Annotated in this window: 28 protein-coding genes; 10 read left to right on the top strand and 18 right to left on the bottom strand. The window is 68.8% G+C overall.

Features of this window, described 5'->3' with window-relative positions; translation table 11 throughout:
- Window positions 1–37: 37 nt before the first annotated feature.
- Entirely contained in the window at window positions 38–1,153 is a 1,116-nt protein-coding gene (ald, locus tag G6N28_RS01010; RefSeq protein ID WP_163896630.1) for an alanine dehydrogenase, read from the top strand.
- A 192-nt stretch (window positions 1,154–1,345) separates the two neighbouring features.
- On the opposite strand, the gene bla is transcribed toward ald, so the two are convergent.
- The 5 genes from bla to G6N28_RS01035 form a co-directional block, all read right to left on the bottom strand.
- Window positions 1,346–2,233 (bottom strand): class A beta-lactamase, encoded by an 888-nt coding sequence (gene bla, locus G6N28_RS01015; protein WP_163896631.1) that lies wholly within the window; start codon window positions 2,231–2,233, stop codon window positions 1,346–1,348.
- An 18-nt stretch (window positions 2,234–2,251) separates the two neighbouring features.
- Window positions 2,252–3,604 (bottom strand): M16 family metallopeptidase, encoded by a 1,353-nt coding sequence (locus G6N28_RS01020; RefSeq protein ID WP_163896632.1) that lies wholly within the window; start codon window positions 3,602–3,604, stop codon window positions 2,252–2,254.
- Window positions 3,582–5,879, bottom strand: a complete 2,298-nt coding sequence (locus G6N28_RS01025; RefSeq protein ID WP_163896633.1) for a polyribonucleotide nucleotidyltransferase — start codon at window positions 5,877–5,879, stop codon at window positions 3,582–3,584. The genes G6N28_RS01020 and G6N28_RS01025 overlap by 23 nt, the downstream gene beginning before the upstream one ends.
- A gap of 286 nt (window positions 5,880–6,165) precedes the next feature.
- Window positions 6,166–6,435: a 30S ribosomal protein S15 gene (gene rpsO / locus G6N28_RS01030; protein ID WP_128107033.1), complete on the bottom strand. Its 270-nt coding sequence runs from the start codon at window positions 6,433–6,435 to the stop codon at window positions 6,166–6,168.
- Between the two features lie 187 nt (window positions 6,436–6,622).
- Window positions 6,623–7,606 (bottom strand): bifunctional riboflavin kinase/FAD synthetase, encoded by a 984-nt coding sequence (locus tag G6N28_RS01035; protein ID WP_163896634.1) that lies wholly within the window; start codon window positions 7,604–7,606, stop codon window positions 6,623–6,625.
- Between the two features lie 82 nt (window positions 7,607–7,688).
- Between G6N28_RS01035 and mntR the strand changes: the two genes are divergently transcribed.
- Window positions 7,689–8,393, top strand: a complete 705-nt coding sequence (mntR, locus tag G6N28_RS01040; RefSeq protein ID WP_163896635.1) for a manganese-binding transcriptional regulator MntR — start codon at window positions 7,689–7,691, stop codon at window positions 8,391–8,393.
- Here the strand turns inward: mntR and G6N28_RS01045 are convergent.
- Window positions 8,390–8,755, bottom strand: a complete 366-nt coding sequence (locus G6N28_RS01045; protein WP_197745774.1) for a M48 family metalloprotease — start codon at window positions 8,753–8,755, stop codon at window positions 8,390–8,392. The genes mntR and G6N28_RS01045 overlap by 4 nt on opposite strands.
- 228 nt (window positions 8,756–8,983) lie before the next feature.
- Between G6N28_RS01045 and G6N28_RS01050 the strand changes: the two genes are divergently transcribed.
- The 3 genes from G6N28_RS01050 to trxC are packed head-to-tail and all read left to right on the top strand — an operon-like array spanning window position 8,984 to window position 10,492.
- Window positions 8,984–9,724 (top strand): peroxiredoxin, encoded by a 741-nt coding sequence (locus tag G6N28_RS01050; protein WP_163896636.1) that lies wholly within the window; start codon window positions 8,984–8,986, stop codon window positions 9,722–9,724.
- 16 nt (window positions 9,725–9,740) lie between these two features.
- Window positions 9,741–10,040 carry a glutaredoxin family protein gene (locus tag G6N28_RS01055; RefSeq protein WP_197745775.1) on the top strand — a complete coding sequence of 100 codons (300 nt, stop codon included), beginning with the start codon at window positions 9,741–9,743 and terminating at the stop codon, window positions 10,038–10,040.
- Window positions 10,037–10,492, top strand: coding sequence for a thioredoxin TrxC (gene trxC, locus G6N28_RS01060; protein WP_163896637.1), 456 nt, complete (start codon window positions 10,037–10,039; stop codon window positions 10,490–10,492). The genes G6N28_RS01055 and trxC overlap by 4 nt, the downstream gene beginning before the upstream one ends.
- Here trxC and G6N28_RS01065 read toward each other — a convergent pair.
- The 4 genes from G6N28_RS01065 to G6N28_RS01080 form a co-directional block, all read right to left on the bottom strand.
- Entirely contained in the window at window positions 10,470–10,904 is a 435-nt protein-coding gene (locus G6N28_RS01065; RefSeq protein WP_163896638.1) for a DUF6632 domain-containing protein, read from the bottom strand. The two genes, trxC and G6N28_RS01065, sit on opposite strands and share 23 nt — an antisense overlap.
- Window positions 10,905–10,985: 81 nt before the next feature.
- Window positions 10,986–11,867, bottom strand: coding sequence for a tRNA pseudouridine(55) synthase TruB (gene truB / locus G6N28_RS01070; RefSeq protein WP_163896639.1), 882 nt, complete (start codon window positions 11,865–11,867; stop codon window positions 10,986–10,988).
- Window positions 11,864–12,544 (bottom strand): 4'-phosphopantetheinyl transferase PptT, encoded by a 681-nt coding sequence (gene pptT / locus G6N28_RS01075; RefSeq protein ID WP_163896640.1) that lies wholly within the window; start codon window positions 12,542–12,544, stop codon window positions 11,864–11,866. The genes truB and pptT overlap by 4 nt, the downstream gene beginning before the upstream one ends.
- Entirely contained in the window at window positions 12,541–13,491 is a 951-nt protein-coding gene (locus G6N28_RS01080) for an ACP phosphodiesterase PptH (protein ID WP_163896641.1), read from the bottom strand. The genes pptT and G6N28_RS01080 overlap by 4 nt, the downstream gene beginning before the upstream one ends.
- Window positions 13,492–13,666: 175 nt before the next feature.
- Between G6N28_RS01080 and G6N28_RS01085 the strand changes: the two genes are divergently transcribed.
- A complete protein-coding gene (locus tag G6N28_RS01085; protein ID WP_163896642.1) occupies window positions 13,667–14,239 on the top strand; it encodes a DUF3558 domain-containing protein in 573 nt (190 codons plus the stop codon).
- A 12-nt stretch (window positions 14,240–14,251) separates the two neighbouring features.
- On the opposite strand, the gene G6N28_RS01090 is transcribed toward G6N28_RS01085, so the two are convergent.
- A complete protein-coding gene (locus G6N28_RS01090) occupies window positions 14,252–15,331 on the bottom strand; it encodes a DUF7064 domain-containing protein (RefSeq protein WP_163896643.1) in 1,080 nt (359 codons plus the stop codon).
- Complete coding sequence (locus tag G6N28_RS01095) at window positions 15,328–16,464, bottom strand: sulfotransferase family protein (RefSeq protein WP_163896644.1); 1,137 nt, start codon at window positions 16,462–16,464, stop codon at window positions 15,328–15,330. The genes G6N28_RS01090 and G6N28_RS01095 overlap by 4 nt, the downstream gene beginning before the upstream one ends.
- A gap of 43 nt (window positions 16,465–16,507) precedes the next feature.
- On the opposite strand from G6N28_RS01095, the gene G6N28_RS01100 reads away from it, so the two are divergent.
- Together G6N28_RS01100 and G6N28_RS01105 are read left to right on the top strand one after the other, a co-directional pair.
- Complete coding sequence (locus G6N28_RS01100) at window positions 16,508–17,140, top strand: TetR/AcrR family transcriptional regulator (RefSeq protein WP_163896645.1); 633 nt, start codon at window positions 16,508–16,510, stop codon at window positions 17,138–17,140.
- Complete coding sequence (locus tag G6N28_RS01105) at window positions 17,137–18,810, top strand: CocE/NonD family hydrolase (protein WP_179961998.1); 1,674 nt, start codon at window positions 17,137–17,139, stop codon at window positions 18,808–18,810. The genes G6N28_RS01100 and G6N28_RS01105 overlap by 4 nt, the downstream gene beginning before the upstream one ends.
- Here G6N28_RS01105 and G6N28_RS01110 read toward each other — a convergent pair.
- Window positions 18,799–19,347, bottom strand: a complete 549-nt coding sequence (locus G6N28_RS01110) for a DUF1802 family protein (RefSeq protein WP_163896646.1) — start codon at window positions 19,345–19,347, stop codon at window positions 18,799–18,801. The genes G6N28_RS01105 and G6N28_RS01110 overlap by 12 nt on opposite strands.
- Window positions 19,344–19,619: a DUF2277 domain-containing protein gene (locus tag G6N28_RS01115; protein WP_163896647.1), complete on the bottom strand. Its 276-nt coding sequence runs from the start codon at window positions 19,617–19,619 to the stop codon at window positions 19,344–19,346. The genes G6N28_RS01110 and G6N28_RS01115 overlap by 4 nt, the downstream gene beginning before the upstream one ends.
- A gap of 23 nt (window positions 19,620–19,642) precedes the next feature.
- On the opposite strand from G6N28_RS01115, the gene G6N28_RS01120 reads away from it, so the two are divergent.
- Complete coding sequence (locus G6N28_RS01120) at window positions 19,643–20,410, top strand: enoyl-CoA hydratase (protein ID WP_163896648.1); 768 nt, start codon at window positions 19,643–19,645, stop codon at window positions 20,408–20,410.
- A gap of 88 nt (window positions 20,411–20,498) precedes the next feature.
- Window positions 20,499–21,062 (top strand): class I SAM-dependent methyltransferase, encoded by a 564-nt coding sequence (locus tag G6N28_RS01125; protein WP_163896649.1) that lies wholly within the window; start codon window positions 20,499–20,501, stop codon window positions 21,060–21,062.
- A 93-nt stretch (window positions 21,063–21,155) separates the two neighbouring features.
- Here the strand turns inward: G6N28_RS01125 and G6N28_RS01130 are convergent, their stop codons facing one another.
- The 4 genes from G6N28_RS01130 to infB are packed head-to-tail and all read right to left on the bottom strand — an operon-like array spanning window position 21,156 to window position 26,647.
- On the bottom strand, window positions 21,156–22,499 hold the full coding sequence (locus G6N28_RS01130; RefSeq protein ID WP_163896650.1) for an MATE family efflux transporter: 1,344 nt from the start codon (window positions 22,497–22,499) through the stop codon (window positions 21,156–21,158).
- On the bottom strand, window positions 22,492–23,493 hold the full coding sequence (locus G6N28_RS01135) for a DHH family phosphoesterase (protein ID WP_407664937.1): 1,002 nt from the start codon (window positions 23,491–23,493) through the stop codon (window positions 22,492–22,494). The genes G6N28_RS01130 and G6N28_RS01135 overlap by 8 nt, the downstream gene beginning before the upstream one ends.
- The gene (rbfA, locus tag G6N28_RS01140) at window positions 23,468–23,959 is read right to left on the bottom strand and encodes a 30S ribosome-binding factor RbfA (RefSeq protein ID WP_163896651.1); all 492 of its coding nucleotides are present in this window, start codon (window positions 23,957–23,959) and stop codon (window positions 23,468–23,470) included. Before rbfA ends, G6N28_RS01135 begins: the two co-directional genes overlap by 26 nt.
- Window positions 23,960–26,647, bottom strand: coding sequence for a translation initiation factor IF-2 (gene infB, locus G6N28_RS01145; RefSeq protein WP_163896652.1), 2,688 nt, complete (start codon window positions 26,645–26,647; stop codon window positions 23,960–23,962). It lies immediately after the preceding gene.
- Between the last annotated feature and the right edge of the window lie 53 nt (window positions 26,648–26,700).

Below are 26,700 nucleotides of genomic sequence, written 5' to 3' on the forward strand. Positions count from 1 at the left end.
TCATACTTGTCTTCAGCGAGCGGTCGAAGGAGCGGTCATGCGCGTCGGGGTGCCCACCGAGATCAAGAACAACGAATTTCGTGTCGCCATCACCCCGGCCGGGGTCGCCGAGTTGGTCCGCGCCGGCCACGAGGTGCTCGTGCAAACCGGCGCGGGCGAAGGTTCGGCCATCTCCGATGCGGACCTCAAATGCGCTGGGGCCCAATTGATCAACAGCGCGGACCGGGTGTGGGCCGAAGCGGACCTGGTCTTGAAGGTCAAGGAGCCGATCGAGCCCGAGTTCCACCGGATCCGCAGAGGCCAGACGCTGTTCACCTTCCTGCATTTGGCGGCGTCGAAGACATTGGCCGAGGTGTTGCTGGCCTCCGGGGTCACCGCGATCGCCTACGAAACGGTGCGCACCGCCGACGGTGCCCTACCGCTGCTGGCGCCGATGAGCGAGGTCGCCGGGCGGATGAGCGCCCAGGTCGGGGCCTACCACCTGATGCGCAGCCACGGCGGCCGCGGCGTGCTGATGGGCGGCGTGCCCGGGGTGGCACCCGCCGAGGTCGTCGTGATCGGCGCGGGCACAGCGGGGTGCAACGCCGCCCGCGTCGCCGCCGGGATGGGCGCGCACGTCACGGTCTTCGACGTCGACCTGAACAGGTTGCGAACGCTGGACGCCGAGTCCGGCGGCCGCATCCAGACCCGGTACTCCTCGCCGTTGGACCTCGACGACGCGGTCCGCCGCGCCGACCTGGTGATCGGCGCGGTGCTGGTTCCCGGAGCCAGGGCGCCCAAGCTGGTCACGAACGCCACCGTCGCGCGCATGCGGCCCGGCGCCGTGCTCGTCGACATCGCGATCGACCAGGGCGGATGCTTCGAGGACTCGCGACCCACCACCCATGACGACCCCACGTTCACGGTCCACGACGCCGTTTTCTACTGCGTGGCCAACATGCCCGGGGCGCTGCCGCGCACGTCGACGTTCGCCTTGACCAACGCCACCGTGCCCTATGTCCTCAGATTGGCCGATCTGGGCTGGCAGGCGGCCTGCCGAGCCGATCCCGCGCTGGCCAACGGACTGACCAGCCACGACGGTGCGCTGCTGTCCGAGGAAGTGGCCCGCGCCCTCGGTATACCGCACACCGATCCGGCATCTTTGCTGGTCTGAGGCCCGATCCGGCGGCCGTGAGTTTGCTGACATAAGGGTCAACGGGTCAGAAACATAGGGTTTCGCCCGATTCCTCCACGCGACGTTTGTCATAGCGTTGTTCCAGCGGCTGGCGCTTCATACGCGTGGGGGGCGGCCGCTCAAACCAGTTAGCCCCCGGCCAGGAGGGGAGGTCGGGTGGCGCTGGTTTTGTCAGGCCAACAGTGCCGGCAGCACAACACTCGTCAGCTCGCCGATCAGCGGGCGCAGCCCTTGCGCGTTCGGATCGCTTGTCTGCGAACGGGTCATCAGCGCGAACAGCACCCGCTGATTTTCGGGTCCGTAGGCGATGCCCACGTCGTTGGTGCTGCCGTAATCGCCGCTGCCGGTCTTGTCCGCGTTGGTCCACCCGTCTGGAAGACCCGTCCGCATGCTCGACGTCTGGTTCGCGCGCATCCAGTCCTCGAGGAGACTGCGTTGCGGTGGGGCCAGGGCGTCGCCGGCTAGTAGGTTGCGGTAGCCGTTGCCGAGCGCCCGCGGTGTGCTGGTGTCCCGCGGGTCGCCGGGGATCGCCGAGTTCAACGCGGTCTCCCAGCGGTCCAGCCGGGACTCCGCGTCCCCGATGCTGCGCGCGAACGTGGTGATGGCCTGCGGGCCGCCCAGCGTCGCCAGCAGCATGTTGGCTGCGGTGTTGTCGCTGCGTTGTAGCGCCGCCTGACACAGCTCGGCCAGCGTCAACTCGCCGCCGGCCCGCGCTTCGGTGATCGGCGAGTTGATCAGGATGTCCTTGGGGTCGACGAACAGGGATTGCTCCAGCGACAATTCGCCGCGGTCCGCCATCTGCAACACCCGCGCGGCCGCGTAGGTCTTGAACGTCGAGCACATCGCGAACCGCTCCTGTGCCCGGTGCGCCACCGTCCGGGGTGAATCCAGGTTCGAGGCGTAGACACCGATCACCGCGTTGTGGCGTCGTTCCAGCGCCGCGATCTGGGCCTCGATGGGCAAGCCCGGGTCGGCGATCGCGAGTTTGGGCGCGGTCGCCGCGGTCGCGATGATGGTCATCCCGCCGATCAGCGCGCGGCGCCGAGAGAGTCGAGTCATCGACCCCAGCGTAGGTGATCAGCCCGCGATCGCCCGAAGCGGCTGCGGCAACGTTCTTTTCGACCGTTGCGGACCCAGGACCGCCGCACCGTAGGGCCGGGTCAGAAGCCGGCGCGCCACCGCGTTCACCTCGTCGACGGTCACGGCGTCGATCTTGGCGAGGGTCTGTTCGATGGTGCGGTGTTCGCCGAAATTCAGTTCGTTGCGGCCGAGGCGGTTCATTCGCGAGCCCGAGTCCTCGAGCCCGAGAACCAGCCCGCCGCGCAGCGAGCCTTTCGCGATCCGGCACTCCGCCTCGGTGATGCCGTCGCGCGCCACCTCCTGCAGTACATCGGTGGTCACCCGGACCACGTCGTCGAACCGCTCGGGCAGGCACGCGGTGTAGACGGACAGCGCACCGCTGTCGGAGAAGGTGTCGACGGTCGAATACACCGAGTACGCCAACCCGCGGCGCTCGCGGATCTCTTGGAACAGGCGCGAACTGAGCCCGCCACCCAGCGCGTTGTTGAGCACCGCCAGCGCCCATCGGTGTTCCCAGTGGCGCCCCGGCGTGCGCACACCCAGCGACAGATGGGTCTGCTCGGCGTCGCGACTGACCAGTCGCAGGCTCGGCTGTCCGCCTACGCGGCCGGTGCCCTTACGCGGCGGCACGGGGTCGCGGCCGTGGACCAGTCGCGGCCCGAAGTAGTTGCGCACCAACGTGACAACGTCGTCGTGGTCGACCTTTCCGGCGACCGCCACCACCATCCGCTGCGGTGTGTAGCGGCGAAGATGAAACGAATGCAGTTGCGCGCGGGTCATCGCCGAGACCGAGTCGACGCTGCCGATCACCGGCCTGCCGACCGGATGCGTGCCGAACATCGCCGAGAGGAAGACGTCGCCGAGCGTGTCCTCGGGGTCGTCGTCGCGCATCGCGATCTCCTCGAGCACGACATCGCGTTCGACCTCGACGTCGTCTTGCGCGCACCGGCCGCGCAGCACCACGTCCGCGACCAGGTCGACGGCCAGCTCCAGGTCGGTGTTCAGCACGTGGGCGTAGTAGCAGGTGTGCTCCCTGGCCGTGAAGGCGTTGAACTCTCCCCCGACGGCGTCCATGGCCTGGGCGATGTCGACGGCCGTGCGCGTCGGGGTCGACTTGAACAGCAGGTGCTCAAGAAAGTGCGCGGCACCGGCCACGGTCGGTCCCTCGTCTCGGGACCCCACGTCCACCCACACCCCGACCGACGCCGAATGCACCGACGGCAGGTATTCGGTGACCACGCGCAGCCCTCCGGGCAGGAGCGTGCGGCGAACGGTGAAAAGGTCCCGGGTCGAAGACTCCGCGTCATCTCCGACCCGGCGCAACGCCCTAGCTGCTGCCCGTGGTGGCATCTGCCGGTGCGGTCTCCGAGTCGGATTCCTCCGAGTCGTCTTCGACGAGGATCAGCGAGATCTTGCCCCGAGTGTCGATGTCGGCGATCTCCACGCGCAGCTTGTCGCCGACCTTGACCACGTCTTCGACCTTCGCGATGCGCTTGCCCTTGCCGAGCTTGGAGATGTGCACCAGCCCGTCACGGCCGGGCAGCAGCGAGACGAAAGCTCCAAAGTCAGTGGTCTTCACCACCGTGCCGAGGAACCGCTCGCTGACCTTGGGCAGCTGCGGGTTGGCGATCGCGTTGATCTTGTCGATGGCGGCCTGCGCCGACGGGCCGTCGGTGGCGCCGACGAACACGGTGCCGTCGTCCTCGATGGAGATCTGCGCACCGGTTTCCTCGGTGATCTGGTTGATCACCTTGCCCTTGGGTCCGATCACCTCGCCGATCTTGTCCACCGGCACTTTGATCGTGGTGATCCGCGGCGCGTACGGGCTCATCTCGTCGGGACCGTCGATCGCCTCGTTCATCACCTCGAGTATCGTCAGCCGGGCATCCTTGGCCTGCTCCAGCGCGCTTGCCAGCACCTGCGACGGGATGCCGTCGAGCTTGGTGTCGAGCTGCAGCGCGGTGACGAAATCCTTGGTGCCCGCCACCTTGAAGTCCATGTCGCCGAATGCGTCCTCGGCGCCGAGGATGTCGGTCAGCGCTACGAAGCGGCGTTCGATCGTGGTGCCGGAGGGCCCCTCGACCTCGACGTCGTCGGACACCAGACCCATCGCGATGCCCGCGACCGGCGCCTTCAGCGGCACGCCCGCGTTGAGCAGCGCCAACGTCGACGCGCACACCGAGCCCATCGACGTCGAGCCGTTGGAGCCCAACGCCTCTGACACCTGACGGATGGAGTACGGGAACTCCTCGATGCTGGGCAGCACCGGCACCAACGCCCGCTCGGCCAGCGCGCCGTGACCGATCTCGCGGCGCTTGGGTGAACCGACGCGACCGGTCTCACCGGTCGAATACGGCGGGAAGTTGTAGTGGTGCATGTAGCGCTTGGTGGTTTCGGGCCCCAGCGAGTCGATCTGCTGGGCCATCTTCATCATGTCCAGCGTGGTGATACCGAGGATCTGCGTCTCGCCGCGCTCGAAAAGGGCGCTGCCGTGTGCGCGCGGCACCACGGCCACCTCCGCGCTCAACGCGCGGATGTCGGTGACACCGCGACCGTCGATGCGGAAATGGTCGGTCAAGATGCGTTGGCGCACAAGCTTCTTGGTCAACGACCGAAATGCGGCGCCGATCTCCTTCTCGCGGCCCTCATACTGCTCGCCCAGTCGCTCGAGCACCTCGGCCTTGATCTCATCGGTGCGGTCGTTGCGCTCCTGCTTGCCGGGGATGGTCAGCGCCTCGGCCAGCGCGTCGTTGGCCACCGCGGACACGGCGTCGTAGACGTCGTCGGCGTACTCGGGGAACACCGGGTATTCGCCGACCGGCTTGGCGGCGCGCTCGGCCAGCTCCTGCTGGGCACGCACCAGGGTCCTGATGAACGGTTTGGCGGCCTCGAGCCCTTCGGCGACAACGGATTCCGTCGGGGCTTGGGCGCCACCCTCGATCAGTTCGATGACGTTGTCGGTGGCCTCGGCCTCGACCATCATGATCGCGACCTCGTCGTCCTGCTCGCCGGTGCCCGCGACGACGCGGCCGGCGACGACCATGTCGAACACCGCACGCTCGAGCTGCTCGACGGTCGGAAACGCCACCCAGGTAGCCCCTGCATCTCCGGCATCGGGGACCAGCGCCACCCGCACACCGCCGATGGGGCCGGAGAACGGCAGCCCGGCCAGTTGGGTGGACATCGACGCGGCGTTGATGGCCACCACGTCGTAGAGCTGGTTGGGATCCAGCGACATCACGGTGACGACGATCTGGATCTCGTTGCGCAGGCCGTCGACGAACGACGGGCGCAGCGGGCGGTCGATCAGCCGACAGGTCAGGATCGCGTCGGTGGACGGGCGGCCCTCTCGGCGGAAGAACGAGCCGGGGATGCGGCCCGCGGCATACATGCGCTCTTCGACGTCGACCGTCAGCGGGAAGAAGTCGAAGTGGTCCTTGGGGTTCTTGCTGGCGGTGGTCGCCGACAACAACATGGTCTCGTCGTCGAGGTAGGCGACGGCGGAGCCGGCGGCCTGCTGGGCCAGCCGACCGGTTTCGAAACGGATGGTGCGGGTGCCGAAGCTCCCGTTGTCGATCACGGCGGTCGATTCGTATACGCCGTCTTCGATTTCAACTACAGACATATGCGTCCGTATGGCCTCTCTGGATTCATTTCAGCTGTTTCGCGACATCACAGCGTGAAAACCATCGGCCTGGATGCGGCTACGGCCATCGATCGAAGCTGCCGGTCTACCCCGTGGTGGGGAACCGGCAGCCACTACCGAAGACCGCGCGATCAGGCGGGTTCGCGATATGACGCGCGGGAGCGGTTTGCGCGGAACTGCGAAAACCGCACCCAGACGTTCGAGCCGGATGGCTTGTATGAACTCATCCATCCTACATTGCCGCAGGTACGGCGAAGTGTGGGCGTCAGCGACGCAGGCCCAGCCGCTCGATCAGCGAGCGATACCGCTCCACGTCGACCTGGGCGACGTACTTCAGCAGCCGGCGCCGACGGCCGACCAGCAGCAGCAGCCCGCGCCGGGAGTGGTGGTCGTGCTTGTGCACCTTCAGGTGCTCGGTCAGGTCGGTGATCCGCTTGGTCAGCAGCGCGACCTGGGCTTCCGGGGAGCCGGTGTCGGTCTCATGCAGGCCGTACTGGCTGAGAATCTCTTTTTTCTGTTCGGCGGTGAGCGCCACGAAGTAACTCCATATCCATCGGTCCGCGACAGGTCTCATCCGGGTGGCCACCGCGAACTGCAGCACACGCCGGGTCGGCTGTGGAGTTTAGCAGCGCGCGGGTACGGCGACGAAATCGCTCGCGAAACGTACAAGGGCTGCTATCAGCGCCGGATCACGACCCTGGTGTACATCTCGCGACGGGAACTCAGTGCGCCGCCAGGATCGAGCGGGCCCGCTCGGTGTCGGCGCCCATCGCTTCGATCAGGTCCTCGACATTGGCGAACTTCTCCTGCCCGCGGATGCGTGCGACGAAGTCCAGCGCGACGTGTTGGCCGTACAGGTCGGCGTTGGTGTCGAGGACGAACGCCTCGACCGTGCGGGTCCGCCCGGAGAACGTGGGGTTGGTGCCCACCGACACCGCGGCCTGATACCGCTCCCCCGGAATCACCGACCCGGCGATGGGCCCGTGGCCCAGGACGGTGAACCACGCGGCGTAGACGCCGTCGGCCGGGATGGCCGAGTACATCGGCGGCGCCACGTTGGCGGTCGGAAAGCCGAGCACCTTTCCGCGCCCGTCGCCGCGGACCACCACCCCTTCGACGCGGTGCGGGCGGCCCAGCGCTTCGGCGGCGGCGACGACGTCACCGGCGTCCACGCACGACCGGATGTAGGTCGACGAGAACGTGACGACCTCCTCGTGGTTGTGGTCGGTGACCTCCGTGACCAGCGACATGCTTTCGACCGCGAAGCCGAACCGCTCGCCGGCCTTGCGCAGCAGCTGGACGTTGCCCGCGGCCTTCTTGCCGAACGTGAAGTTCTCCCCGACCACCACCTCCACCACGTGCAGGCGTTCGACCAGCAGTTCGTGGATGTAGCGCTCCGGGGTCAACTTCATGAAGTCGGCGGTGAACGGCATCACCAGAAACACGTCGACGCCGAATTCCTCGACCAGTTCGGCGCGCCGGGTCAGCGTGGTCAGCTGGGCGGGATGGCTGCCCGGGAACACGACCTCCATCGGGTGGGGATCGAACGTCATCACCACGGTCGGCACGCCGCGTTCCCGACCGGCCTTGACCGCGTGCTTGATCAACTCCTGGTGGCCGCGATGCACACCGTCGAACACGCCGATCGTGATGACGCATCGGCCCCAGTCGGTGGGGATGTCCTCCTGTCCGCGCCAACGCTGCACAGTCGCAAGCCTAACGGCGCGCCGTGCCGCCCGGCTGCGCGAGATCCCCAGATGAGGTGATGATTGCCTAAACTTTGTACTTGTGAGTGTGGCCGGCGATGCGCGTGACCTGACGACGGTTGCCCAGGACTACTTGAAAGTCATCTGGACCGTCCAGGAGTGGTCGCTGGAAAAGGTCAGCACCAAGCTGTTGGCCGAGCGGATCGGCGTGTCGGCCAGTACCGCGTCGGAGTCCATTCGCAAACTGGCCGACCAGGGGCTGGTCAACCACGAGAAGTACGGCGAGGTGACGCTGACCGAGGCCGGGCGGGCGGCCGCGCTGGCGATGGTGCGCCGGCACCGGCTGATGGAAACCTTCCTGGTGCGTGAACTCGGTTACAGCTGGGACGAGGTGCACGACGAGGCCGAGGTGCTCGAGCACGCGGTTTCCGACCGGATGCTCGACCGCATCGACGCCAAGCTCGGCTATCCGACCCGCGATCCGCACGGCGACCCGATCCCCGCCCGCGACGGGCGGGTGCCGACCCCGCCGGCGCGCCAGTTGTCGGTCTGCGACGACGGCGACACCGGCACCGTGGCCCGGATCTCGGACGCGGACCCGGAGATGCTGCGCTACTTCGACAGCGTCGGCATCAGCCTGGACTCGCGATTGCAGGTGCTGGCCCGCCGCGATTTCGCGGGAATGATCTCGGTGGCCGTCAAGTCGGCCGACGCCGGTGAGAACGATCCGGGCACCACAGTGGATCTGGGCAGCCCTGCCGCCGAGGCGATCTGGGTGATCGGTTAGCCGATCCACGCGCTGCGCGCGGGTCGGCCATCGCGTGCCAGCGATTCGAGCCGGGCGATGCGCCGCTGCACCGGCGGGTGCGTGGAGAACAGCCGCGGCATCGGCTGACCCGCCTGATCGGCGAGATCGCCGACCATGGCATACAACCGGGGCGCCTCGGTACGGCTCAACGGCCGGGCCCGCATCGCCCGCAACGCGATCCGGTCGCTGTAGAAGTAGATCACCGCGTTGAACGCAACCGAAACGATGCCGGCGATGACCAGCCCGGCGCTGCCGCCCAACCACTGACCGACCAGCAGAATCATCGCGGTCAGCAAACCGAGCAGAGCGGCGGTCTTCAGCCAGTTCGTGGCGCGGCGCACTTCAACCCCCTTCCGTAACAAAGCCTTCGAGTTTCATGAAATGAAACGCCCCGCGCACACCCTGTAATTCCAAGTACCGCAGGCTCTCTCGGGTCAGATAGGTCTGGCCGGGAATATTCGCAGGCCGAATTTCGTCGATGGTTAGTGGGTTGGTGCACGCCATTTTTCGAGTACCAACCGCCACAAGAACTTTGAGAACCTTCGAGTATTTGCCATTGCGAGGGAGTGATGAGCTTGCATAGCAACGGTTTTCCTCCAGCGTTGGGCGAACTCGAGCATGAGTTCGCGCAGTTGGCGTCCGAGATACCCGAGGGTGCGCACAAGAAGGCGTTATCGGTTCTGCACGGCATCGTCATGGAGATGTGGCGCAGCATCGAGCGTGACCGCGCGTCGGCCGCCGGAACGGGCACCACGCTGACGACCCGGGACATCGCAGACCTGTGGCAGGACGCGCCTCCGATGGAGGGTGCGGCCGTCAACCAGCCGCTGCCCGTCGGCAGCCAGGCGCCCGATTTCGCGTTGCCGGACTCCTCCGGCGACATGGTTCGGCTCAGCGACTACCGTGGCCGGCCCGTCGTGCTGGTGTTCTACCCGCTGGACTGGAGCCCGGGTTGCAGCCAGCAGCTCGACCTCTACCAGCAGGAGATCGACGAGTTCGAGGCCAGGAATGCGCAGGTACTCGGCATCTCGGTGGACAGTGTCTACAGCCATGGCGCGTGGGCCGCCACCCGCGGGTTGTCGATCCCGCTGCTGTCGGACTTTCACCCCAAGGGTGAGGTGGCGCTCCGCTACCGGGTGTGGCGTGACGGCGACGGCTTCAGCGAGCGCGCGATCTACGTGATCGACCCGCAGGGGCGGATCTCCTACCGCCACATCTCGCCATACCTGCACCACGTCCCCGACATCTATGAATTACTGGGCGCGGTCGATGCCGCGCGCGCTGACCGCCCCGAGCGGCTGACAGCGTGAAAGGAGGTATGAGGCAATGACAACGCTTTCCACGGTTTCTCCGCGCGGTCGCATGGCGGCACCGTCGGTGCGGCCCGTCGTCGTCTACGGCCGACGCTGGTGTGCGCTGACACAGATGGTGCGCCGCTACCTCGACCGCAGCGCGATCCCCTACCGCTACGTCGATCTCGACCAGCACCCGGAGGTCCACTCGCAGCTGGCGTGGATGACCGGGGGCCGGGTGGTCAACCCCGTGGTCGACGTCGGCGGCCGGCTGCTGGTCCAGCCGAGCATCGGAGAGCTGCAGTGGTCGTTGAGGCGAGGCGGGCGACGATGAGCGACCCCACGGCACAGGCGGTTTCGGTCATCACCTGCCCCGAGTGCGGCAAGGGCAACCGCGTGCGCCCGACGCCACGCGGAACCCCTCGCTGCGGCAACTGCCGAAAGCCGTTGCCGTGGCTCGTCGAGGCCGGCGCCGCGACCTTCGATACCGAACTGCAGTCGTCGGTGCCGGTGCTGGTGGACTTCTGGGCGCCCTGGTGCGGCCCGTGCCGCGCCGTGGCGCCCGCCCTCGAACAACTCGCCCGCCAGCGCGCCGGCCGCCTCAAAGTGGTCAAGCTCAACGTCGACGAGGCGCCGACAGTGGCCTCCCGCTTCGGCATTCAGGGCATTCCGCTGCTGATCCTTCACCGCGACGGCCGCGAAATCGCCCGGCTCACCGGTGCCGTGCCGCTGGCCCAGCTGCAGAGTTGGCTGGATCAGCAGCTCACGGCCGAGCCGAGTCCGTAGCGGCACCGAAGTGCCGGGCCCGGTCGTCGCCGACTCTGAGACCGGAGGCCCGCACGAGCACCGCCAGCACGATCGCACCCAACATCAGCGCGGGCACATCGCCCACCAGATGGCCCATGTGATGCTCGCTGCGCACCGATTGCACGGCCATGATCACCGCGTGGACGGCACTGGACCACACCACGAACCAGATCAGGCTGACGTGCGCGCGTGGGTTTCGCGCCGCCCACAACGCGAAGACACCGAGCGTCGCGTAGAGCCCGACGATCATCATGAAGTAGTCGGAGTGGTGGGGCGAACCGGAATGCCACGCCCATCCCGACGGCCACAGTGCGGCCAGCGGATACAGCCCTATGGCCAGCACGCCGAACACGCCGAGCGCGACTTGAAGCAGCTTGTATGGAGAGGCCATGTCGGCTCCCGTCTGTGGACGCGGGCGTCAGTATGCGCCCGCGACCGCGTGTTTCGCCCGCGAATCCCGAAGCACCGTGGGTTAGAGCGTCGCCGGGCGCAGCACGACGACGGATTTCGTGCGCGCCGACCGGTCCTGCAGCAACGCGATGACGTGTCCGTCGGGGGCGGTGGCGGCGTAGATGCCCTCGATGCCTGCGGGGGCCAACGCCCGGCCGTGGCTGGCGGATTCGGCCTCCTCGGCCGTCAGGTCACGGCGCGGAAACGACAGCAGGCAGGCTTCGTCGAGCGAGTACGACAGCCGCGGCTCATCGGCGAGGGCGTCGAGGTCGAGCGCCTCGTCCAACCCGAAGTTTCCGACCCGGGTGCGGCGCAGCGCGGTGAGGTGGCCGCCGACGCCCAGTGTGGCGCCGACGTCGCGGGCCAGCGCCCGGATGTAGGTGCCGCTGGAGCAGTCCACTTCCACGTCGATGTCGACGAGCCCGTCTTGGCGGCGGATTTCGAGCATGTCGAACCGGTCGATCCTGACGCGGCGCGGAGCCAACTCGACCGGCCGCCCCTCGCGGGCGAGCTTGTAGGCGCGCTGACCGCCGACCTTGACCGCGCTGACCGCCGACGGGATCTGGTCGATCTCGCCGCGCAGCGCGGCGATCGCGGATTCGATCTGGGCGTCGCTGACGTCGGCCGCCGAGACCGTTTGCAGCACTTCGCCTTCGGCGTCTTCGGTGGTCGTGGTCTGGCCCAGCCGGATCGTGGCCCCATACGACTTGTCGGCCGACGTCAGCAGGCCGAGGATCTTCGTGGCGCGCTCGATGCCGACGACCAGCACGCCGGTCGCCATCGGATCGAGGGTGCCCGCGTGCCCGACCTTGCGGGTGCCGAAGATACGCCGGCAGCGCCCGACCACGTCGTGGCTGGTCATTCCCGCCGGCTTGTCGACGATGACAAGACCCGCCTGGCTCATAAGACGACGGCGGTGAGCGTCAGGCCGTCGCGCACCGACCAGCGGCCCGACAGCGTCTCCAGCGGCGGGCCGGACTCGGCGGCCGGGTCGATGAGAATCCGCGAGATGAATCGGCCTGCGCTGCCGCTGTCGTCGACGTAGAACACGATGTGCGCATCTTCGAAGCCCAGCCAGCGGCGGGTCACCGGAAACCATGCCTTGTAGGTCGCCTCCTTGGCGCAGAACAGGATTCGGTCCCAGTGCAGTCCGGCGGGCAGTTCGGCCAGTTCGGCTCGCTCGGCAGGCAGGCTGATCGCGTCGAGCACGCCGTCGGGCAGCACCCCGTGCGGCTCGGCGTCGATGCCCACCGAGCGCACCGCGCCCTGTTTGGCGACGGCCGCGCCGCGGAACCCCTCGCAGTGGGTCAGGCTGCCGACCACGCCGTCCGGCCAGCGCGGTTCGCCCTTCTCCCCCTTGAGGATCGGGACCGGACCGACGCCGAGCTGGCTCAGCGCCTGGCGGGCGCAGTAGCGCACGGTGACGAACTCGTTGCGCCGCTTGGCCACCGATCTCGCGATCAGCGGCTCCTCTTCGGGCAGCGGCGTGATCTCGGCCGGGTCGTCGTAGCGTTCGGCGGCGGCGAGCTCGGGGATGGCCGCGGGCAGCACACCCGACAGCAAGGTGGCCGTGGTCGTCATGACTGTCTCGCCCTGATGCGCTGGCTGACCTTGGCGGCGTTGTCCCGCATCTCCTGGGTGATCTGGAAATGGCCGCCGAACTCGTTGAGGTAGCCGGGCGGATACGCGGGGTCGGGCAGGATCTGCCGCAGCCAGCGATACGGCTTGCGGCGCCGCCACTCCCGCGGGTAGCCGACCGACACCTCCTCGAACCGCACCCCGTCATACCAGGTGGTGCGCGGAATGTGCAGGTGCCCGTACACCGAGCAGACCGCGTTGTAGCGGGTGTGCCAGTCCGCGGTGGCGGTGGTGCCGCACCACAGCGAGAACTCGGGATAGAACATCGCCTCGCACGGCTCCCGAACCAACGGGAAATGGTTGACCAGCACCGTCGGCGTCATCCAGTCGAGGTCCTCGAGCCGCTTGCGGGTGTGGGCCACCCGCTCGCGGCACCACGCGTCGCGGGTGGCGTACGGCTCGGCCGACAACAGGAACTCGTCGGTGCCGACCACGTTACGTTCGCGCGCGAGCGCCAGGCCTTCGGCCTTGGTGGCGGCGCCGGCCGGCAGGAACGTGTAGTCGTACAGCAAAAACATCGGCACGATGGTGGCCGGGCCGCCCTCCTCGGTCCACACCGGATACGGGTGCTCGGGAGTGACGATGCCCATCTCGTCGCACATGTTGACGAGGTAGTCGTAGCGGGCCTTGCCGAAGATCTGCATCGGGTCCCGGTTGGTGGTCCACAGCTCGTGGTTGCCCGGGATCCAGATGACCTTGGCGAAGCGCTTACGCAGCAGATCCAGTGCCCACCGGATCTCGTCGGTGCGCTCAGCGACGTCGCCCGCGACGATCAGCCAGTCGTCGGGGGTCGCCGGGTGCAGCGCCTCGGTCACCGGTTTGTTGCCCGTGTGACCGGTGTGAAGGTCGCTGATCGCCCAGAGGGTGGGTCGTCGGCCATCGCGGGTCACAGCTGACCAGCCTACTTGCGCGGTCGCGGACAGCGTTCGCCCGCGGGTGCCACGCCCGCCCGGCAACTAGAACATGTTCTTATTTGCCCGTCGGGACCGCCGGGGGCACCGCTACACTCCCGGCAGGGTCGGACAACCGCCGGCGGCGTGGCCGCCGCAACGAGCAGGAGGTGTGATGGTCGCCAAACTGCGCCTTGCCGCGGCGGCATGTGCGCTGGTCGCGGCGGTGATCGTGGTGTGGCAGACCAATCCGTCCGGCCGGCCGACCCAGGTGCGCGCGGTGGATCTGCCGATGACGAACGTCACCACCACGATCAAGTGGCCGGTCGTCGAAACGGTCGACCCGTCGCCGTTCAATCCGTGCACCGAGATCCCGCTCGAGGTGGTGCAGGGCCTGGGTCTGGCGTTCACCCCACCGGTGCCGGAGGATCAGCTGCGCTGCAAGTACGACGCCGGCAACTATCAGATGGCCGTGGAGGCGATCGTCTGGCGCAGCTACGAGGAGACGCTGCCGCCGGACGCGGTCGAGATGGACATCGACGGTCGACGCGCCGCGCAGTGGTGGATCATGAAGCCCACCGACTGGAACAACCGCTGGTGGATCACCTGCATGATCGCGTTCGACACCAGCTACGGCGTCCTGCAGCAGTCGCTGTTCTACTCGCCGATCTATTCCGATCCCGACCCGGACTGCATGCAGACCAACCTGCAGCGCGCCCACGAATTGGTGCCCCACTACGTGTTCTAGGTGTTAGGTGTTCTAGCGGTCGTCGAGCTGGTCGGTGGGGCTGGAACGCTCCAGCATGCCGATCGTCTCCTCGCCGTCCCAGCGGTACCGCGCGCCCGCCTGCTGCAGCGCCGGAAAGCTCCAGTCGGCCATCTTGGCGCGGTGCTCGGCGGGGATCTCGCCGGGGTCGGTGATGTCGTGGGTGGAGACCACGGTTTCGCCCTGGATGCGCACGGTGCCGCGGTCGGTTTCCAGCACGACGGAGACGTCCTCGCCGCGGGCCTGCAATCGGCGCAGCCACGGCGCCTCGACGACGCGCGCGGGAATGAGGCCGCCCTTTTCGCCGAGGTACAGGTAGCCCTCGTTGTAGTTGGGCTGGCCGTCGGGTCGGGGCGGATACGCGATGTAGCCGAAGGCCCGGCCGCTGCCGAACAACGCCGACTGCCAACAGTGGCCCCAGAATCCCTCAAGCCGCCGCACCCCCTGGCGCCGGATCCGCAACCCGCTGCCGGAGATCGCATGATGGCGGCCGGCCGCGGACACCGCGCCCGTCGCCCGGAAAAGCTGTTCGTAGCGCGCCCCGCCCATGAGGTCACCGACGACCGTCGTCTTCAGCTGCTCCTCGGCCGCGGCGTGCATCGCGCCCTGGACCCACGGTGGCACCGCCATCTTCGCCTCCACCTCGAACCGAAGATCGACGAGCGGGCCGTCTTTGCGTCCCGCGGCCAGGTCGGCCGACGACGTCTGCACGGCCTGCCCGTCAAACGTCATGGTCCACACGTCGAACGGGGAAACGCATTCGAAAGCCAGCGGACCGGCGCCCAGCACCGTCGGCTTTCCCGTCGTGCCCTGAACCGGCCTACTCGGCGCGTCGTCGCGCAACCGGTACACCGTGCCGTCGGCGAACGCGACGTTGACCTGCACGCTGTGGGCCTCCCAGCTCGACGCGACCGCTTCGATGCCGATGCGGGGCAGCCCGACCTGCCCGCCGTCGTCAAACACCCAGAAGCTCACCGAATCCCGCATCTCGGGGTTGTCCGGGCGGGTGGCGAACACGAACTCACGGGCCTGGTCGATGCCGCCGGTCAGATCGCCCCCTCTGCCATTGCTCATGCGCGTTTCCTCTCTGCGGGCACGTAGGTGTTGACGTAGTCGGCGAACAGCGGCCGAATCGCGTTGGCGTCCAACCCGAACACCTCGGGGTCCGCCTTCGGGTGAGGCTCCCGGTTCTCGGCGTTCTCGACCCACCACGACCGCATCCGTGCGGTGAACTCCGCGGTGACCGGTTCGCCGAGCCACCCGTACAGCCGGGTCACTTCGCCGACGGGGTCGGCCTGCATGGCGCGAAAGTCGATGTCGTAGAAGCGGTTTTCGGCACCGCCGGCACGAAACGCCATCACCCGCTGCATGCCCGTCGACCACTGCGCGACATTGAGCCCGCCGAGGTAACGGGTGTCGACGTGGTCGGTGAACCCGCCGACGATGTCGGCGTACACGTCGGCCACCGACAGCATCACGTCGGCGGGGTCGCGGTGGGTCATCACGAACCGGGCGTCGGGAAACGCCTGGTCCAGGTAGGGCAGCGAGAGCACGTGCGCAGGCGATTTCAGCCGCCACCGCCGGGTCTCTTCGCCCCACTGCAGCAGCTTGAGCACCCGCAGCTCATAGCGGTAGGTGGACGTGAAATCGGCTTGGTCGACCAGCCATTCGGAATACGACGGTATTTGGGCGTAGGCCTGAAAGATCTGCGATTTGAAGTCGAGCGCCATCAACTCCAGGCACTCCATCGGGCCGCGGATGTCGTTGGGCACGTGACGGCGACTGCCGGCGATCGGCGTGCGCTGCTCCGGCGGGATGCGCGGGTCGGCACCGGTGACGGTCGACGGCGGCGGGCACGGCTGCGCGGATTCCCAGCTGCGCAGATACCGCACATTCGGGTCCTGGGCGAGCAGGAATGACAGCGCGGTGGAACCGGTGCGCGGCAGCCCGAGCCCGAACAGCGGCGCGACGATCTGCTCGTCGGCGATCTCGGGGTGACGCCGGTACCAGTCCTCCACCTGCAGCCGCTGACCCAGGTGCAGCCCGATGCGTTGGTAGATGAACCGTTCGCCGCGCGCGTTCAGCCGGGCTTCGTCCCGCAGCGCCCGGGTGAGGATCTCCAGCCCTTCGCGGAACGCGTCGTCGCCGAAGTCGTCGCACCCGGTGCGGCTGACGGCTGCTGCCATCAACTCCTTGGCTGATGCCACGATGCACCTCCCGCGCAATTCGTGACAGTATACTGCCGCTATTATGGCCGATTCGTCAATGGCGCCGCGCCGCTCCTACGACAACCGCGCCCGCGCGCAGAAGGCCGCCCAGACCCGCGAGCGCATCGTCGCCGCGGGCAGCGAGCTGGTGCACGAGTTCGAGAGCTGGGATTGGCGCGGGCTGACGTTTCGCGCGGTCGCCGAGCGCGCCGGCGTGGGCGAGCGCACGGTGTACCGGCACTTCCCCACCGAACGGCATCTGCACGACGCGGTGATGGCGCGACTCGAGGCCGAGGCGGGCGTGCGCTACGAGGACGTGACCCTCGAGAGCCTCGGCGAGGTGACCGGGCGCGTCTTCGCGTCGCTGCAGCGGTTCTCGGTGCGGGAATCGGTTCCGACCCCACGCGATTCGGCGTTCGCCGGCTCCGATGAGCGCCGCCGCGACGCCCTGCTGCGCGCGGTGTCGGCGGCGGCCCCCGACCTGCCGGAGGCGCAACGACACACGATGGCCGGGTTGCTTGATGTGCTGTGGAGCCCGGCGTCCTATGAACGGCTCGTCGGCGGGTGGGGCCTGCGCGGTGAAGACGCCACCCGCGCGATCGAGTGGCTGATGGCCCAGGTGGTGCAGGCGATCCGGCGTGACGGCGGCGCCGCCTGTATAGCCTCGGTGGAGTGACCGAAGTTTCCTCGCCGGCAACCGCCAAACCCCGCTCGAAGGCCAGGCGGCTGGCCGGGCGCACGGCGGCACGCCTGCTGCGCCTGCCACCGCACACCACGGATTTCACGGTGAGCCGCGTGCGCGTGCCGATGCGCGACGGGGTGGAGCTGATGGCCGACCACTATGCGCCCGCGACGCCGGACCCGGCCGGCACCTTGCTGATCAGATGTCCATACGGTCGGGGCTTCCCGTTCTCGACGCTGTACGCGGGCGCGTACGCCTCGCGCGGCTATCACGTGCTGTTCCAGAGCGTGCGCGGCACCTACGGCTCCGGCGGTGAGTTCATGCCGATGTCGCACGAGATCGCCGACGGCGCCGACACCGTGGCGTGGCTGCGTGAACAGCCCTGGTTCACCGGCACGTTCGGCACCATCGGACTGTCGTATCTGGGCTTCACCCAGTGGGCGCTGTTGGTCGACCCGCCACCGGAGATGAAGGCCGCCGTCATCACCGTCGGCCCGCACGACACCAGCGGGCCGCGCTGGGGCCCGGGTTCGTTCGGCCTCAACGACTTTCTGGGCTGGAGTGACCTGGTCGCGCGCCAGGAGGATCCGCGTCGCGTCCGGCTGCTCATCAGGCAGCTCAACGCCCGTCGCGCCCTGGCACGCGCGACCACCGGACTGCCGCTCGGCGAATCGGCCCGCAAACTGCTCGGCACCGGCGCGCCGTGGTTCGAAGACTGGCTGGCGCACCCCGAACCGGGCGACCCGTACTGGTCGGCGATGCGGCTGCAACAGGCATTGGACCGCGCCGAGATTCCGGTGCTGCTCATCAGCGGCTGGCAGGACCTGTTCCTCGAGCAGACGCTGACGCAGTATCAGCGCCTGCATGAGCGCGACGTCGAGGTCGGGCTGACCGTCGGATCGTGGACGCACACGCACCTGACGACCAAGGCCGCCCCGATCGTCCTCCGCGAATCGCTGGACTGGCTGGGCAGCCACCTCTCCGGGCGGCGCAGCGCCCGGCCGCAACCGGTGCGCGTCCACGTCAACGGCGGGGGCTGGATCGATTTGCCGCAGTGGCCGCCGGCCAGGCCCGAGGTGGTGCGGTATCTGCAGCCCGGTGGCCGCCTCGGTGACACGGTGCCGCCGGAGACGGCGCCGCCGTCGACGTTCACCTACGATTCGGCCGACCCGACGCCCACCGTCGGCGGCCGGCTGCTCGCGCCCCAGGGCGGGTATCGCCGGGACGACAGCCTGGCGCGGCGCCCCGACGTGGTCAGCTTCACCGGGGACCGGCTGCCCGCCGACCTCTACGTCGTCGGCACGCCGGTCGTCGAGCTCGCGCACAGCTGCGACAACCCGCACAACGATCTGTTCGTCCGGATCAGCGAGGTCGACGCCAAGGGCACATCACGAAACGTCAGCGACGGATACCTCAGGGGCGCACCGGATTCCGCGACGGTGCGCATCGAACTCGACGCGGTCGCACACCGGTTCCGCGCCGGCTCACGCATCCGGGTGCTGGTCGCGGGCGGCTCGCATCCGCGCTTCGTGCGCAACCTGGGCACCGACGAACCGGTCCTGTCGAGCCGACGCCTGGTACCCGCCACCCACACGGTGCACCTCGGCGACGGCGCGTCGCGGCTGGTGCTGCCCGCCGGCCCGCGTCCGCCGTCAGGCGACTGAGCGCCGCACCCACTCGGCCACCTCGGCCAGCGTCGCGTCGTCGTGCACCGGATCGGCCCAGCTCGGCGCGACCGGCAGCGACACCCAGCTGGTGCAACCGGCGTAGTCGGCCGTGCGCGCCAGCCGCAGCGGCTCGGCCAACGGGCTGGCTTGCACCACCAGCACGGCGAGCCGGTGTTTGGGCCGAAAGTCGAGCCGGTCGCTGCGCACCGACTCATCGGTCCAGATATGAAGGGGTGCAATGTCTTTGAGTGCATCGGGCCGGTTGACTTCGACGGCGGCGACGACGCTGGCCCCGGCGCGGATCACCACCGAGTCCTCGGTGCTGTCGGCGGACGCGACGTCGAGCAGCTCGCGATGCTCGGGCCGCACCCGTTCGGCGTGGCTGTGCGCGACGGTCGGGAACAGCAGGAACCGCGACGCCGTCACCGCGAACCGCTTTTCGTGGATGCCGCCCTTGCGCAGCAGCACGGTCTGCCTGCCGTCGAGCAGCGCGTGCACCGCCGCGCTCCACTCCTTGAGCGCGGGCTGGCTCACGGTCCCTTGGCGGCGGCCAGGCGCGCGCGCACCTCGGGCCTGCGCAGCGGCGGCACGGTCTTGGGCGGCTGCCGCCGCGGCGGCAGGCCCGCCAACAGCCGCGTGGTGGTGGCGGCGACCTCGGCGACGGCGGCCTCGAAGGCGTCGGCGTTGGCCGCCGTGGGCCGGGTGATGCCGCTGACCTTGCGGATGTACTGGCGCGCGGCCGCCTCGATCTCCTCGTCGGTCGCGGCCGGCTCCAGACCACGCAGCTCGGTGATGTTTCGGCACATGCCTCCACGATATGTTCAGGCCCATGGTCAGCTCAGAAACACCGGACATCTTGCTCATCGACACCGTGGAGCGCGTGCGCACCTTGACGCTCAACCGGCCGCAGTCCCGCAACGCGTTGTCGGCTGAGCTGCGCAAACGCTTCTTCCGCGCGCTGGGGGACGCCGAGGCCGACGACGACGTCGACGTGGTGATCGTCACCGGCGCCGATCCGGTGTTCTGCGCCGGGCTCGACCTCAAGGAATTAGGTGAGACCGCGGACCTCCCCGATATCTCGCCGAAGTGGCCGCCGATGACCAAGCCGGTGATCGGCGCGATCAACGGTGCCGCGGTGACCGGCGGCCTGGAGATCGCGTTGTACTGCGACATCCTGATCGCCTCCGAGCAGGCCCGGTTCGCCGACACCCACGCCCGCGTCGGGCTGCTGCCGACCTGGGGGCTGTCGGTGCGGCTGCCGCAGAAGGTCGGTGTCGGGCTGGCCCGGCGGATGAGCCTGACCGGTGACTACCTCTCGGCCGCCGATGCGCTGCGGGCGGGGCTGGTCACCGAGGTGGTCCCGCACGACGAATTGCTGCCGACCGCGCGCCGGGTCGCGGCGTCGATCGTCGGCAACAACCAGCGGGCGGTGCGGGCGCTGCTGGCGTCGTATCACCGCATCGACGAGGCGCAGACCAACGAGGGGTTGTGGATCGAGGCGGCCTCGGCGCGGGAGTGGATGCGCACGGCCAGCGGCGACGACATCGCCGCCAACCGTGACGCGGTGTTGCAGCGAGGCCGCTCCCAAGTCCGCTGATGTTTCCCCCTTTTTTGGCGAGCGTGCGTGTCAGAGGGCGACACGCCGAGTTCTTTCGCGATTTCACGCACGCTCGTAGGCTGCGATCGTGAACGAACTGCACGAGTACTGCGGCAGCGACGAATGGCGACAGCTGATCCGTGAGGTGATCCTGCCGTGGGCGCTCGGCGAAACCGACCTCGGTGACAACGTGCTCGAGGTCGGCCCCGGATACGGCGCCACCACCGACGTCCTCGGCGAGGTCGCCGCCCGGGTGACGTCGGTGGAGATCGACGACGAGCTCGCCGCGATGCTCACCGAGCGCTTCGCCGACACCCCGTCGGTGAAGATCATCAACGGGGACGCGACGCGGTTGGCCTTCGCCGACCAGACCTTCACCGGCGCAGCGTGTTTCACGATGCTTCATCATGTGCCCACCACCGAGCTGCAGGACCGGGTGTTCGCCGAGGTCGCGCGTGTGCTGCGGCCCGGGGCGGCGCTGGTGGCCAGTGACAGCCTCGGCAGCGACGAGTTGGCCGCCGCGCACGAGGGCGACACGTACAACCCGGTGGATCCGGCGACACTGCCGGATCGGTTGGCGGCGGCCGGATTCGGTGACGTCTCGGTGAAGACGACAGAGTTCGGCTGGGCGGCGATCGCCCGGATCTCCTGATCCGCATCCGCGGCGAGCGTGCGTGAACTCGCGAAAGAATGCGGCGTGTCGGCCGCAGACACGCACGCTCGCCCAAGGAGGCGCCCGAACGAGCTATGCCGTGCCGGGGATCAGCCACCGGCCGGAGAACGCGCGCCAACCGACGAACGCCAACCTCAACACCATGAACGTCGACAGGCCCGCCCAGATACCCAGCAGACCCCAGCCGAACGCCAGCGCCAACCAGATCAACGGCAGGAACCCGACCAGCGCGCTGATCAACGTCGCGTTGCGCATGAACTTCGCGTCACCGGCCCCCAACAACACGCCGTCGAGCGCGAAGACGATTCCGGCGACCGGCAGTTGGGCCACCATGAACCACCACGGCACCCCGATCGCGTCGAGCACCGACTCGTCGTCGGTGAACACCGCGGGAAACACCGACGCGCCCACCGCGAACACGATCGAGAGCACCGAGGCCGCCAGCGTCGAGAAGATCGTCACCCGCCACGCCACCGATTTCGCGTGTGCGAGTTGACCCGCGCCCAGCGCGGCACCCACCAACGACTGCGCGGCGATGGCCAGTGAATCCAGCACCAGCGCAAGGAAATTCCACAGCTGCAGCACCACCTGGTGCGCGGCCACCGCCGCCGCACCGAACCGGGCGGCGACCGCGCCCGCCGAGACGAAGCAGGCCTGAAACGCCATGGTGCGCAGGATGAGGTCGCGGCCCATCACGATCTGGGCGCGCAGCACCGCGGGCTGGATGGTCAACGGCACCTTCTCGACCAGCAGCGCACGGAAGAACAGCAGCGCCGCCAACCATTGGCCCACCACGTTGGCGACGGCGGAGCCGGCCAGCTCCAGGCGCGGCATGCCCAGCCAGCCGTAGACCAGCAGCGGGCACAACACCGCCGAAAGCCCAAACCCCACCACGACGTAGTGCAGCGGGCGCACGGTGTCCTGCACCCCGCGCAGCCAGCCGTTGCCGGCCGCCGAGACCAGGATCGCGGGCACCCCGAAGATCGCGATCCGCACCCACGACAGCGCCGCGTCGGCGATCGCACCGCCGTCGGCCTCGCCCGCCAGCACCGAGACCAACGGCACCGCGAACGCCTGCACCGCCATCACCACCACGACGCCGACGCCGAGCGCCAACCAGGTCGCCTGCACGCCCTCGGCCACCGCCGCCCGGCGGTCGCCAGCACCGAAGAACCGGGCCGAACGCGCGGTCGTGCCGTAGGACAGAAACGTCATCTGCGAGCTGAGCGTGGTCAGGATCAGCCCACCGATGGCCAACCCCGCCAGCGACAGCGCGCCCAGCCGGCCGACGATCGCGATGTCGAACAGCAGGTAGATGGGCTCGGCGGCCAGCACACCGAGGGCGGGCAGCGCCAGCGCCGCGATCCGGCGACCGGAGGCGTCGGCGACCGGCAGATCGCCCTCGGGCTCAGCCAATTGCCGCGAGCAGCGCCGCGACGACCTCGTCGACGGTGCCGTTGGCCGAATAGCCCGCGGCGAACCGGTGCCCGCCGCCGCCGAACGCACTCGCGACAGGAGAAAGGTCAAAGGTCTTCGCGCGCATCGACACCGACCAGTGTGCCGGTTCGATCTCCTTGAACACCGCGGCGATCTCGGCCTCCTGGGTGGTGCGCACGATGTCGACGATGCTCTCCACTTCCTCCGGCCGGGCGTTGGCCCATTCGGGATGTGGCACAACGGTGTACACCAAGCCGCGCCCGCCCAGCGCGTCCTGCACCAACCGCGCCGACCCGAGGACCCGCGACAGCATCGGCAGCCACGCGAACGGATGCGTGTCCAGCAGCGCGCGGCTGATCACCGCGTTGTCGACCCCCAGTTCGACCAGCCGGGCGGCCAGCCGGTGGGCGCGCGGGGTGGCCCAGCGGAACGACCCGGTGTCGGTGGTCAGCCCCGCGTACAGGCAGTGCGCAACGCCGATGTCGATCGGCTTGCCCCAGGCGTCGAGCAGGTCGGCCACCAGCATCGTGGTCGAGTCCGCCGACGCGTCGACGTAGTTGGCGGTGCCAAACAGCTGGTTAGAGGCGTGGTGGTCGATCACCAGCACCTCACGGCCCGGGTCGGCCAGCTCGGCCAACGCACCCAGGCGGTTCACGCTGGGGATGTCGACGGTCACCACCAGGTCGGCGTCGCGGCGCATCGCGTCGGGGCTGACCAACAGGTGACCGCCGGGCAGCGTCTGCAGCGACTCGGGCAGGTCGGCCGGGGCGGCGAAGCTGACTTCGACGTCCTTGCCCGTCTGGTCCAGGACCAGCGCGAGGGCCAGCCCCGCGCCCATCGTGTCCGCGTCGGGATAGACGTGGCAGACCACGCTGACACTGGCCGCGGCCGACAACAGATCGGCCGATTCCCGCGCGTCGACAACCGGCCGCGCCGCAACGGCGGCGTCAGTCATCTTGTCGGTCGTGGTCACCGGTGTCCTCAGAGTCCTGCGGCCCCCCACTGCCTTCCCCAGGGATACGGTACGGGTCCGCGTCCCCGGCGTGCTTGGCGCCTTGGCGAACCCGCGCCAAATCCTCGTCGGCGGCGCGGACCCGCTCGAGCAGTTCGGCCATCCGCACCGCCGTGTCTGGCACGGTATCGCGCTCGAAGGTGAGCGTCGGGGTGAATCGCACCCCGGTGGCCGTACCGACCTTGCTCCGCAGCACCCCCTTGGCCTTGTCCAGCGCCGCGGCGGCGCCGGCATAGTCGGGCTCCTCGTCGAGTTGGCGCCCCATCACCGTGTAGTACAGCGTGGCGTCGTGCAGGTCGTTGGTGACCTTGGCGTCGGTGATCGTGACGCCGGCCAGCCGTGGATCCTTGATCTCGTACTCGATCGCCGAAGCGACGATGGTCAAGATTCGTTTGGCCAGCCGGCGTGCTCGTGCCGGGTCGGCCATCTAGGACCTCTCTTTTTCGACCAGCTCGTACGTCTCGATGACATCGCCTTCCTTGATGTCGGAGTAGGTCAACGTCAAGCCGCATTCGTAGCCCTCGCGGACCTCGGTGACGTCGTCCTTCTCCCGACGCAGCGAGGCCACCGTGAGGTTCTCCGCGACGACGACGTTGTCACGCAGCAACCGCGCCTTGGCGTTGCGGCGCACGACCCCGGAGGTGACCAGGCAGCCCGCGATATTGCCGACCTTCGACGACCGGAAGATCGCGCGGATCTCGGCACGACCGAGCTCGCGCTCCTCGTACACCGGCTTGAGCATGCCCTTGAGGGCCTTCTCGATGTCGTCGATCGCCTGGTAGATCACCGAGTAGTAGCGGATCTCCACGCCTTCGCGGTTGGCCAGCTCGGTCGCCTTGCCCTCGGCGCGCACGTTGAACCCGAGGATGATCGCGTCCGACGCCGACGCCAGGTTGACGTTGGTCTCGGTGATGCCACCGACACCGCGGTCGATGACGCGCAGCTGTACCTCGTCGTCCACCTCGATGCCCATCAAGGCCTCCTCGAGGGCCTCGACCGTACCGGCGTTGTCGCCCTTGAGGATCAGGTTCAGCTGGCTGGTTTCCTTCAGCGCCTTGTCCAGGTCCTCCAGGCTGATGCGCTTGCGCGAACGCGCGGCCAGCGCGTTGCGTTTGCGCGCGTTGCGCCGGTCGGCGATCTGGCGGGCGATGCGGTCCTCGTCGACGACCAACAGGTTGTCGCCGGCACCTGGCACCGACGTGAAGCCGATGACCTGCACCGGCCGCGACGGAAGCGCCTCGGTGACGTCCTCGCCGTGCTCGTCGACCATGCGGCGCACGCGGCCGTAGGCGTCGCCGGCCACGATCGAGTCGCCAACGCGCAGCGTGCCGCGCTGCACGAGCACGGTCGCCACCGGGCCGCGGCCGCGGTCAAGGTGGGCCTCGATGGCCACGCCCTGGGCTTCCATGTCGGGGTTGGCCCGCAGATCCAGGGCGGCGTCGGCGGTCAGCAGCACGGCCTCGAGCAGCTGATCGATGTTGGTGCCCTGCTTGGCCGAGATGTCGACGAACATGGTGTCGCCGCCGAAATCCTCGGCCACCAAACCGTATTCGGTCAGCTGGCCACGGATCTTGGCCGGGTCGGCACCTTCCTTGTCGATCTTGTTGACCGCCACCACGATCGGCACGTCGGCGGCCTGCGCGTGGTTGATGGCCTCCACCGTCTGCGGCATGACGCCGTCGTCGGCGGCCACCACCAGGATCGCGATGTCGGTGGCCTTCGCGCCGCGGGCACGCATCGCGGTGAACGCCTCGTGACCCGGGGTGTCGATGAAGGTTATGAGCCGTTCCTCACCCTCGTGCTCCACGCTGACCTGGTAGGCACCGATGTGCTGGGTGATGCCGCCGGCCTCTGCCTCACCGACGTTGGCCTTACGGATGGTGTCGAGCAGTCGGGTCTTGCCGTGGTCGACGTGACCCATCACGGTCACCACCGGCGGACGGCTCACCAGGTCGGACTCGTCGCCCTCGTCCTCGCCGTAGGTGAGGTCGAAGGATTCGAGCAGTTCGCGGTCCTCGTCCTCGGGGCTGACGACCTGAACCTTGTAGTTCATCTCGCTGCCGAGCAGCTCGAGGGTGTCGTCGCCGACGGACTGCGTCGCGGTGACCATCTCACCGAGGTTGAACAGCGCCTGCACCAGCGCAGCCGGGTTGGCGTTGATCTTCTCGGCGAAGTCGCTCAGCGATGCGCCGCGCGCAAGGCGGATCGTCTCACCGTTGCCGTGCGGCAGCCGCACGCCGCCGACGACCGGCGCCTGCATCGAGTCGTATTCCTGGCGCTTTTGCCGCTTCGACTTGCGACCGCGCTTGGGCGCCCCGCCCGGACGGCCGAAGGCACCGGCCGCGCCCCCGCGCTGACCGGGACGGCCACCGCCGCCGGGACGACCGCGGAAACCGCCGCCTCCTGGGCCGCCGCCGCGGAAACCGCCGCCACCACCCGGACGACCACCGCCGCCGCCGGGTGCCGGACGACCACCGCCGCCTGGCCCCGGACGCGGACCGCCGGGGCGACCCACGGCGCCGGGACGCGGCCCGGCCGGCCGCGGAGGCATGTTGCCCGGTGACATGCCGGGTCGAGGCGCGCCGGGTCGGGGCGCGCCCGGGCGCGGCGCAGGCCGCGGAATCGGCCGGTCGACCGGCTGCTGCGTGGAGAACGGGTTGTTGCCGACGCGCGGTGTGCGCGGCGCCGGTTTCGGCGCGCTCGGCGAAGGGCCGGGTCGTGGACCAGGCGTCGGGCCGGGCCGGGCCGGCGGAGCAGCCGGGGTTGCCGGCGGTGCGGCCGCGGCAGGCGGCGGCGCGGTTGCCGCCGCAGGTGGTGCGGTCGCCGCAGGCTCTGCCGGCGCGGCCGGCTTGGGCGCCGCCGACTTGGCCGGGGCCTTGGCAGCCTTGGCCGCCTTGGCGGGAGCGGCCGCCGAAGCGCCGTTGCCGTCGGCCTTGACCTTCTCTTCAGCGGCCTTGCCGCCGCCGAACGATTCGCGCAGCCGGCGCGCGACGGGTGCCTCCACGGTGGAGGACGCTGATTTGACGAACTCGCCCTGTTCGCTCAGCCGGGCGAGTACTTCCTTGCTGGTGACACCGAGTTCCTTGGCCAACTCGTGTACACGGGCCTTTGCCACTACATCTCCATCTCTAGAGGCGTCAGCGGTGGTAGGCGCCGCGCCTCGGTTTA

The organism is Mycolicibacterium pulveris, from assembly GCF_010725725.1.
GTDB classification, from domain to species: domain Bacteria; phylum Actinomycetota; class Actinomycetes; order Mycobacteriales; family Mycobacteriaceae; genus Mycobacterium; species Mycobacterium pulveris.